This is a genomic window from Gordonia liuliyuniae (genome assembly GCF_021739025.1).
GTDB lineage: Bacteria > Actinomycetota > Actinomycetes > Mycobacteriales > Mycobacteriaceae > Gordonia > Gordonia liuliyuniae.
Window position 1 is genome coordinate 227,275 of record NZ_JAKKOT010000008.1, and the last position, 8,713, is coordinate 235,987.

Sequence of the window (8,713 nt, forward strand, 5' to 3'; positions counted from 1 at the left end):
GGTGTACGCAGGCCCCGGCCGTCGATGCTCTCGGCACGCCGGGGCTTCGTGCTGCCGTGGGCATTCTCAGCGTCTGTGGTCGAGCTTGCACTCGTCGATGTGCTGGAGCTGAGCATCGGTGAGTGCGGGTGTCGTCAGCGGTACGGGGCGGCCGTCGGCTCGGAGGCCGGCCAGGATGATCTCGGCGAAACGTCGCCACGCGCCGTCGACACCTTGTGTCGCGTCGCCGATCGCAGCCAGCATGCAGACGATTCCGAACATGTCGGTCGGCTCGATCTCGGCGCGGATGGCGTGCGCGTCCTTGGCACGTTCCAAGATCTCGGTCACCAGGGTCTCCACGACCTTCTTGCCTGCGACGAGTGTTGGATCGGAGTGGTCGACGGCCATCAGGATGGTGGCGAGGCCGCGGTCGGACGCCAGTAGTTCACCGATCGTGGTGATGAGTACGACGACCGACTCCCACGGGTCTGTGTCGGCGGCCGCGATTCGGATGCGCGCTCCCACGTTGTCCAGGTGGTCGGTGAAGACGCCGACGATCAATTCGTCGCGGTTGGCGAATCGTCGGTACACCGTGCCGACGCCGACGCCCGCGCGTGCTGCGACGTCGTCGAGCGTCACGTCGAGACCACGTTCGGCGAACAGTTCGCTCGCCGCCGCGATGATGCGGGCGCGGTTTCGTGCAGCGTCGGCTCGGAGGGGGCGCGACGCTGAGGTCTGCTCTCCTGTGCTCATGTTCACACTCTATCAAGTGGAGGTGATCCCTCCGATTAGTGGTACCGTCGAAACGTAAGCGGAGGGATTGCCTCCGATTGTAGATTCGATGGAGAACTTCATGAGCACTTTCACTTCCGAGCTCGAACCCGAGCTCGTCGGGGGCGGCGGAGCGCGGAGCGGCGACGGCACGCCTGCCCCGACCCGGGCGCACCGGCTGCGCTGGGCCATCCTCGGTGTGCTGGCCCTCGCCCAACTCATGGTCGTGCTCGACGCGACGATCGTGAACATCGCGCTGCCGCACGCGCAGGCCGATCTCGGCTTCGATAACTCGAGTCGTCAGTGGATTATCACGGCCTACGCACTGGCGTTCGGGAGTCTGCTTCTCCTGGGTGGTCGACTCACCGACCTCTGGGGGCGCAAGCGGTCGTTGATCATCGGGTTGGCCGGCTTCGCTGTGACGTCGGCCATCGGTGGCGCGGCCGTCAGCTTCGAGATGCTGGTCATCGCCCGTGCCGGTCAGGGCGTCTTCGGTGCTCTGTTGGCGCCCGCCGCACTGGCCCTGCTGACCACTACGTTCACCGACTCGTCCGAACGCGGTCGGGCCTTCGGCATCTTCGGCGCGATCGCGGGCGGCGGCGGCGCGCTCGGCCTGCTGCTCGGTGGAATGCTCACCGAATGGGCGGACTGGCGCTGGTGCCTGTACGTGAACCTGGCGATCGCGGCGATCGCCATGGTCGGCGCAGTGATCTTCCTCGACGACACGCGATCCGAGCACAGGCCGAAACTCGACCTGCCCGGAGTGCTGACCGTGACGATCGGCCTGTTCGCCGTCGTCTACGGCTTCGCCAATGCGGAGACCGCGGGCTGGAGTGACTGGGCGACGATCGCCTGGCTCGTTGTCGGCGCCGCAGTCCTCGCTGTGTTCATCTGGTTGCAGAGCCGTGTCTCGCACGCGCTGCTCCCGCTGCGCGTGATCCTCGATCGGACTCGCGGCGGTTCGTACCTCGTGGTGTTCATCGCGGGCATCGGGATGTTCGGCATCTTCTTGTTCCTGACCTACTACCTGCAGCAGAACCTGGAGTTCACACCCATCAAGACCGGTCTCGCGTTCCTTCCGATGATCGGCGTCCTGATCGTCGTGTCGACGCTCGCCACAGCAGTCATGCTGCCGCGGTTCGGTCCGCGCTGGATGGCCGCGGCCGGCATGATGATCGCTGCTGGGGGAATGGTGTGGCTGGCTCAGCTGACCTCGACATCGGCGTACACGGCGGATGTGTTGCCGGGCTTGCTCGTCATCGGATTCGGGCTCGGTCTGTCGATGGCTCCGGCGATGCAGGGCGCCGTCTCCGGGGTCTCCTCCGATGACGCGGGCGTCGCGTCCGCGACCGTCAACACCATGCAGCAGGTCGGCGGGTCGGTCGGAACCGCGCTCCTTTCGACGATCGCAGCGAGTGCTGCGACGGCCTTCACCGCTGACCATGCGAGCATGGCGCCGGCTCAGCTGGCCGCAGACGCTGCAGTGAACAGCTACACCACCGCATTCTGGTGGGCTGCCGCGATCTTCGCTGTCGGCGGAGTCCTGGCCGGGGTCGTGATGCGCAGCGGCAGGCTGCCAGACACCCCGGAGGGCGCGGTGTCGATGGCGCACTGACTCCGTTCAGATTGACGGACACGGCTCGAGTGTGCGGCCCGTTCTCCATCGGAGGACGGGCCGCACGCGTGTGGCGCTGGCGTGTCCCCCGTGAAGTGGTCCATGGTGTTCTAGAGTCCTGATTGCCCTGGTGGGGGCTGAGAGCCCTGGTGGGGGCTGAGAAAGGATAATGAGGGTCATGGCAGGACGTAAGCGTCACTCGGCGGAGGACATCGTGCGCAAGCTGCGCAGGGCCGACGAGCTGGCCGCCGAAGGAAAGACCGGCGAGGAGATCGCCGCGGACTTGGATGTGTCCGCGGCCACGCTGTACAACTGGCGTCGCCAGTACGGCGGCATGGACGGCGACGCGGCGAAGGAACTCAAAGAGCTCCGCGAACAGAACGGTCGGCTTAAGCGGTTGCTCGCCGACGCCGAGCTGGAGAAGGACGCACTGCGGGAGATCGCGAAGGGAAAATTCTGAGCCCAACGGCCAAACGCGCTGCCATCGCGATGCTCACAGACGTGAAGGGTCTGTTCGAGCGCACAGCGTGCAAGGTTGTTGGGCTTTCCCGCTCGGCGTACCGGAGGTTGCCGCAGGCGCAGACCCCGGCAGACCCGGACGCTCGCTTGCGTGGGCAGCTGCGCTCCTACGCTGGCAGGAATCCCCGGCACGGGTTCCGGCGGGCGTGGGCGCACCTGCGGTTCGACGACGGTATGGAAGTCAACAAGAAGAAGGTGCATCGGTTGTGGAAGGAGGAAGGCCTGCAGGTCCGGCGCGCTCCGCGGCGTAAGCGGGCCGGTCGGTCCTCAGTGCCGGTCGTCGTCGCCGACGCACCGAAGGTGGTGTGGGCGTTGGACTTTCAGTTCGATTCCACCGTCGACGGCGCGAAGATCAAGATCGCTTCGATGGTCGACGAGCACACGCGCCAGTCGTTGCTGAACATCGTGGACTGCTCGATCACCGCCGGGGGGGCTGATCGCCGAGCTGAAGAAGACGTTCGCGATCTGGGGTGGCCTGCCGCTGGTGCTGCGCATGGACAGCGGCCCCGAGTTCATCTCCGAGGCCCTGCGGTACTTCTGCGCAGGGACGGTCGGTATCTCCTACATTCCGCCAGGTACGCCGTGGAACAACGGATTCATCGAGTCGTTCAACAACCGACTCCGGGACGAATGTCTCAACCGCAACTGCTGGCCCACCCTGCTCGAAGCGCGGGTTCCCGGTGCACACGCCGACACCACCCCGTCGCGTGCGAGATCAACTGATCAACGACAAGTAAGAACTGGCTCTAGAACCACCTGGGCCGGATATCGGGGGCCTGCCAGTTCCGTTTGGGGTAGGTCTTTTCCTTCTGCGGCTGGTCGTCACAGCCGCAGGTCTTGCGATATGCACGGATCAGGCCAAACCTCTTACAACTCGGGCACTTGCGGAACTCATCGGCAGTTGCCACCATCGTGGGATCTCCTTGTCTCGTACGATTGCCGGACCTAACGGTCACACGCCGTATGCCCATTCGGTTGTCGTGTACGGCCTGTCCGCGTGGCCGGGATCGTTCGCTACGACGAGGCCCCTGGGCGATTCAGTCATACACGAGAGACGCTTTCGTCAATACGTCACCTCGAGACGAGGCCCGACCTGCCATGATCGTCGCGTTGTGGTTGCCATCACCAATCTAACGTGGAGTGATGTAGAGGGCTAGAGCGGCGAAATGGTTGGTCGCACTGTATTCGTGGGTGTATGACTTCTAATGCCCGAGGTCCTGTCGTGAGCCGTGACGCCGCTGTGGGGAGCGACGCACGTTTATCGTGGCTACTTGCAGGCGTCGCGGGCATGGTCGGTGCGGTAGCGTTCTTGCACAGCGCGGGCTACTTCGTCACCTTCATGACCGGCAACACCGAACGAGGTGTTCTGGAGTGGTTTACCGTCTCGTCGGAGCAGCAGATCGCCGGTGCTGGCGCGGTCGCCGCGATCACCCTGCTGATTGCGTTCGTCGCAGGCGTTGCGGCAGCGTCGTTCTGTCGGCGGCGGTTCTGGCGTAACCACCCGCACGGACCGACAGTGCTCACGACCGCAGGACTGCTGCTTGCGGCCGCGATCGACTTCATCTACGACGGTGTCACTGAGGAGGAAGTGCGGTTCGTTCCGATCATCCTCATCACGTTCTCGATCGGCGCGTTGAACACGTCCTTCATCAAGAACGGTGAAGTATCGGTCCCACTGTCTTATGTCACGGGCACGCTGGTCAAGCTGGGGCAGGGTATCGAACGCCATGCGAGCGGAGGGGGAACCGTTTATGACTGGCTTGGTTATGCGCTGCTTTACACAGGCTTTGTCGGTGGTGCCGCCGTCGGCGGCGTAGTAGCGTCGATGTTTCCCGGCCCCCAGGTGATCTTGGCTGCGGGAATTCTATGTGGGATAACGACCATAGTGACTTTCCTGCATTCCGACCGTAGAGCCATCCTCGGCTGAACCTCGCAAATATATTAGCCCGCCGTCAAATACACTCTTAGATCCAAAGAGCCCTTATGCCTTCTCCATTTTGGTGCCGTTCCTTGGGGGGCGTACGCACTGGTGATTTCATTTGCTTGAGGGGCGAGGCTGTTCGGTAGCAGCACCGTCCGCGGGCAGCAGGCGCTTGAGGACGTCGGTGATGGTGACCAGCCCGATGATGGCGGCTGTATCGGCGTCGGTGATGATGGCCAGGTGATTGCGGGTCTTTCGCATCGCTTGCAAAGCTTCGTAGGCGGGGGTGGTGCCCTTGATCGTCAATGCGGGCCGCTGCAGGTCGCGAGCGGTAACAGTGGGGCCAGCTTGCAAGCTGTCGCGGACGTGGATGATGCCTTCCACAGGCGCGGTATCGCTGTCGCGGACCAGCAGGCGCAGGTGACCGGTTCGGTCGGCCGTGGCTTCAATGTCGGCGGGCGAAGCCCCCGACCCGACGCGGGCAGGTGCCGAGCTGGTGCGAACCAGATCCCTGATGGTGAGTGCTTCGAGTTCTAAGGCGCTGGCCAGTTGTCCGCGGTAGCGCTCATCGAGGGTGCCGACAGTGGCCGAGTGTTCCACCAGATGCCGCAGGGCAGCTGAGTTCTGGCCTGCGGCGACTTCGTCGACGGGCTCGACACCTACTTTGCGTAGGCACCAGTTGGCGGCCTGGTTGAGGATGACGAGCAAGGGGCGGGTGGCCCACATGAACCCGCGCATCGGTAATGCCAGCACAGTCGCGGACTTTTCGGGATGTGCGATCGCCCATGATTTGGGCGCCATCTCGCCGACGACCAGGTGTAAGAAAGTGACGATGAGCAGGGCCAGGACGAAACCGGCGACATCGGCGGCCCACATCGGAGCCCCCCAATCACTAAATGTTGGGGTGAGCCAATGGTGTACAGCAGGTTTGGTCACCGCACCCAGCGCCAAGGTGCACACAGTGATACCCAGCTGAGAGCCGGCGAGCAGTACCGAGAGTTCGGAGGCGCTGCGCAGTGCCGCGCGGGCGGCGCGGCTGGTAGGTGCGGCGTCTTCGAGTCGGTGGCGGCGGGCGGCGATGAGCGCAAACTCGATTGCGACGAAAAATGCGCTTGCCGCGATCAGCCCGACAGTCAGCGCGGCCACGATCCAGGGGTTACCCATCGGCGTTGTCCTTCGGCTGAACATGCAGGGAGACAAAGACGGAGGCGGGAACGTGGTTTTCGATCTCGCGTACCTCGAGGGTCAGGGTGCGCTCTGGTGGAACGTCGTCGGCGAGGAGATCGGCCGGTTCTGGCTCCAGCGCGACCGCGGCGCTATCGCCGACGGCCGGGAGTTTGCCCAGGGCCGCGATGACCATGCCGGCGACGGTTTCGTAGTCACCGACCGGTAGCTGCCGTGCCAGAGTGCGTTCGGCCTCGTCGATATGTAGATCCCCGGGAAGTAGCCAGCCCTCGGCAGCAGATCCGGCAGGCAGCGCAGCGTCGTGGTCGTGTTCGTCGGCGATTTCGCCGACCAGTTCTTCGGCGATGTCTTCGATGGTGACGACGCCGTCGAACCCGCCGTACTCATCGATCACCAAGGCCATCTCTTCGCCTGCGGTATCGAGTTCGGACACCACGTGTCGAAGCGGCAGCGACGACGGGACAATCAGCGGCGGCCGACACCGGGACCCGGCGTTGCCGGTCCGGTCGGCGGCGAGCAAATCGTGCAGGTGGATCACACCGAGCAGATCGTCGGAATCGTCTCCGATGACTGGGTACCGAGTGTGTCCTGAACTCATCTTTGCAACGACGTCGGCCACAGAATCGTCGCTGTGTACGACATCCACGCGGGCCCGCGGGATCATCGCGTGTTCGGCGCTACGGGTGGGAAAGTCGAGGATGCGATCGAGCAACGTCGAGAGTTCCGGTGGTAGCTCTCCGGTTTGACGGGACGCGGCCACGATGTGCTCGAGGTCGCGGGGGGTGGCCGAGTGCTCGACGTCGTGGACTGGTTCGATCCGCAGTGCCCGCAGCAGCAGGTTTGATGATTGGTCGAACAGCCAGATCAGCCAGCCAAAGAGCCTGAGGTACACGGTGGTCGACAGCGCCAACCACCGGGCAACCGGCTCGGGACGGGCGATCGCCAGGTTCTTCGGAAACAACTCCCCGAACACCATTTGCAACACCGTCGACAGCAGCACTGCCAGTATCGCGCCGAACGCGACACCGATACCAGTCGGGACACCGATATCGCCGAACAGATCGCCGACGCCCTGCCCAATCAACGGCTCGGCGACATAACCGACAAGCAGACCGGTCACAGTGATGCCCAGCTGAGCGCCTGAGAGCATGAATGAGGTGCGGCGGGTAACTGTGAGAGCTCGGGCAGCGCCGGTGTCCCCGGCTTCGGCGCGCGCTGCCAGATCAGAACGATCCACGGCCATATACGCGAACTCTTGAGCCACAAAATATCCGGTAAACGCAGTGATCACCGCGACGACCGCGACCCCGGCGAGGATACTCAAAACGGTCAACACTTGCTGACACTCCGGATACGGGCTACCGGTAGGTCAGCGAAAGGCGGGTGGGGTCTTCGGGATTTGCGCGAAGCGCGTCTCATGACTCTCTTTGCTGTCGAAAACGGGACCGAACGCCAGAATACGGCAGCCCCGCGCTTTTACGATCCGACATCGCAAAACCCCACCACCCAGCGGTCTGAAGCGCACTGGGTTTGTTGGAGGTTCCTGACCTTGGAAACGAGGATGGAGTTTTGCCGAAGGAACTGGCGAATGGGAAGCCGACGACGCGTCGCTACTCGGACGAGGAGAAGGCCGCCGCGGTGCGGATGGTGAGGACGCTGCGAGCGGAGCTCGGCGTCACGCAGGGACGGTGCAGCGCGTCGCGACGCAGTTGGGTTACGGGGTCGAGTCCGTGCGGATGTGGGTGAAGCAGGCCGACATCGACGATGGCGTTACTCCGGGCGTGAGCGCGGCAGAGGCGCAGCGTGTGAAGGAACTTGAGCAGGAGGTCCGAGAGTTGCGGCGGGCCAACGAGGTGTTGAAGTGGGCGGCGTCTTTCTTCGGGGCGGAGCTCGACCGTCACTACCGGAGGTAGTCGCGTTCATCGACGCGAACAAGGACGACCTGGTCAATGGCCGCCGGCTCGGAGTCGAGCTCATCTGCAGACTGCTGCAGGTGGCTCCGAGCAGTTACTACGCCGCTAAGACCCGCGTTCCGTCCGCCCGTGCCCGGCGGGATGAGGAGCTGATCCCGCAGCTGGTCGAACTCTGGGAGGCCAACTACCGCGTCTACGGGGTCCGCAAGCTCTGGAAGGCAGCGCGTCGAGCGGGGATCGTCATCGGCCGCGATCAGACGTCGCGATTGATGCGTGCCGCCGGCATCGAGGGCGCACGGCGTTCGAAGCGAGTGAAGACCACCAGGTCGGACCCAGCGTCGGCGCGACACCCTGACCTGGTGCAGCGGGAATTCACCGCGACCGCCCCAAACCGGCTCTGGGTGACCGACCTGACGTTCGTGCCCACCTGGGCGGGCGTTGCCTACGTGTGCTTCATCATCGACGCGTTCTCGCGGACGATCGTGGGCTGGCGGGTCGCGTCGCATATGCGTACCGAGATGGTCCTCGACGCGATTGAGATGGCCCGCTGGTCCCGCGGTGCCCGACACGATGACCTGAGGTGTCATAGCGACGCGGGATCTCAATGCACGTCGATTCGCTACGGCGAACGCCTGGCAGAGATCGGTGCGACACCCTCGATCGGGTCGGTTGGCGATTCGTATGACTGTCAGCCTGTTTCTACCCGGTCCCGCGAGGATGGGGTAGTCCCGGCCGGAGCGTTCTGACCCATCTCTACGATTGGCCCGCAGGGTGCCTTGGCGTTGATCTGTCGACCCTCCGGCTGGGCAC

At 64.2% G+C, this 8,713-nt stretch carries 7 protein-coding genes and 2 pseudogenes; 6 read left to right on the forward strand and 3 right to left on the reverse strand.

Translation table 11 applies throughout. The features are described 5' to 3' along the window. Nucleotides 1-66 precede the first annotated feature (66 nt). On the reverse strand, nucleotides 67-732 hold the full coding sequence (locus L5G28_RS18400) for a TetR/AcrR family transcriptional regulator (protein WP_237002783.1): 666 nt from the start codon (nucleotides 730-732) through the stop codon (nucleotides 67-69). A 100-nt stretch (nucleotides 733-832) separates the two neighbouring features. Here L5G28_RS18400 and L5G28_RS18405 point away from each other — a divergent pair, with 100 nt between their 5' ends. The 5 genes and pseudogenes from L5G28_RS18405 (at nucleotide 833) to L5G28_RS18415 (ending at nucleotide 4,811) form a co-directional block, all read left to right on the forward strand. Continuing rightward, complete coding sequence (locus tag L5G28_RS18405; protein ID WP_237002784.1) at nucleotides 833-2,365, forward strand: DHA2 family efflux MFS transporter permease subunit; 1,533 nt, start codon at nucleotides 833-835, stop codon at nucleotides 2,363-2,365. Nucleotides 2,366-2,543: 178 nt separating this feature from the next. Then, nucleotides 2,544-2,825: a transposase gene (locus L5G28_RS18410; protein WP_237002785.1), complete on the forward strand. Its 282-nt coding sequence runs from the start codon at nucleotides 2,544-2,546 to the stop codon at nucleotides 2,823-2,825. 29 nt (nucleotides 2,826-2,854) lie between these two features. Further along, nucleotides 2,855-3,070: pseudogene (locus L5G28_RS19535) on the forward strand (IS3 family transposase); the annotation flags it as partial. A 307-nt stretch (nucleotides 3,071-3,377) separates the two neighbouring features. Next, nucleotides 3,378-3,833 carry an integrase core domain-containing protein gene (locus L5G28_RS19540; protein WP_372477255.1) on the forward strand — a complete coding sequence of 152 codons (456 nt, stop codon included), beginning with the start codon at nucleotides 3,378-3,380 and terminating at the stop codon, nucleotides 3,831-3,833. A 246-nt stretch (nucleotides 3,834-4,079) separates the two neighbouring features. Continuing rightward, on the forward strand, nucleotides 4,080-4,811 hold the full coding sequence (locus L5G28_RS18415) for a YoaK family protein (protein ID WP_237002786.1): 732 nt from the start codon (nucleotides 4,080-4,082) through the stop codon (nucleotides 4,809-4,811). Nucleotides 4,812-4,919: 108 nt separating this feature from the next. On the opposite strand, the gene L5G28_RS18420 is transcribed toward L5G28_RS18415, so the two are convergent. Both L5G28_RS18420 and L5G28_RS18425 read right to left on the reverse strand, forming a co-directional pair. Next, on the reverse strand, nucleotides 4,920-5,969 hold the full coding sequence (locus L5G28_RS18420; protein WP_237002787.1) for a hemolysin family protein: 1,050 nt from the start codon (nucleotides 5,967-5,969) through the stop codon (nucleotides 4,920-4,922). Beyond that, nucleotides 5,962-7,326 carry a hemolysin family protein gene (locus L5G28_RS18425; protein WP_237002788.1) on the reverse strand — a complete coding sequence of 455 codons (1,365 nt, stop codon included), beginning with the start codon at nucleotides 7,324-7,326 and terminating at the stop codon, nucleotides 5,962-5,964. Before L5G28_RS18425 ends, L5G28_RS18420 begins: the two co-directional genes overlap by 8 nt. A 233-nt stretch (nucleotides 7,327-7,559) precedes the next feature. Between L5G28_RS18425 and L5G28_RS18430 the strand changes: the two are divergent. Then, nucleotides 7,560-8,589, forward strand: a pseudogene (locus L5G28_RS18430) (IS3 family transposase); the annotation flags it as partial. Nucleotides 8,590-8,713: the final 124 nt, after the last annotated feature.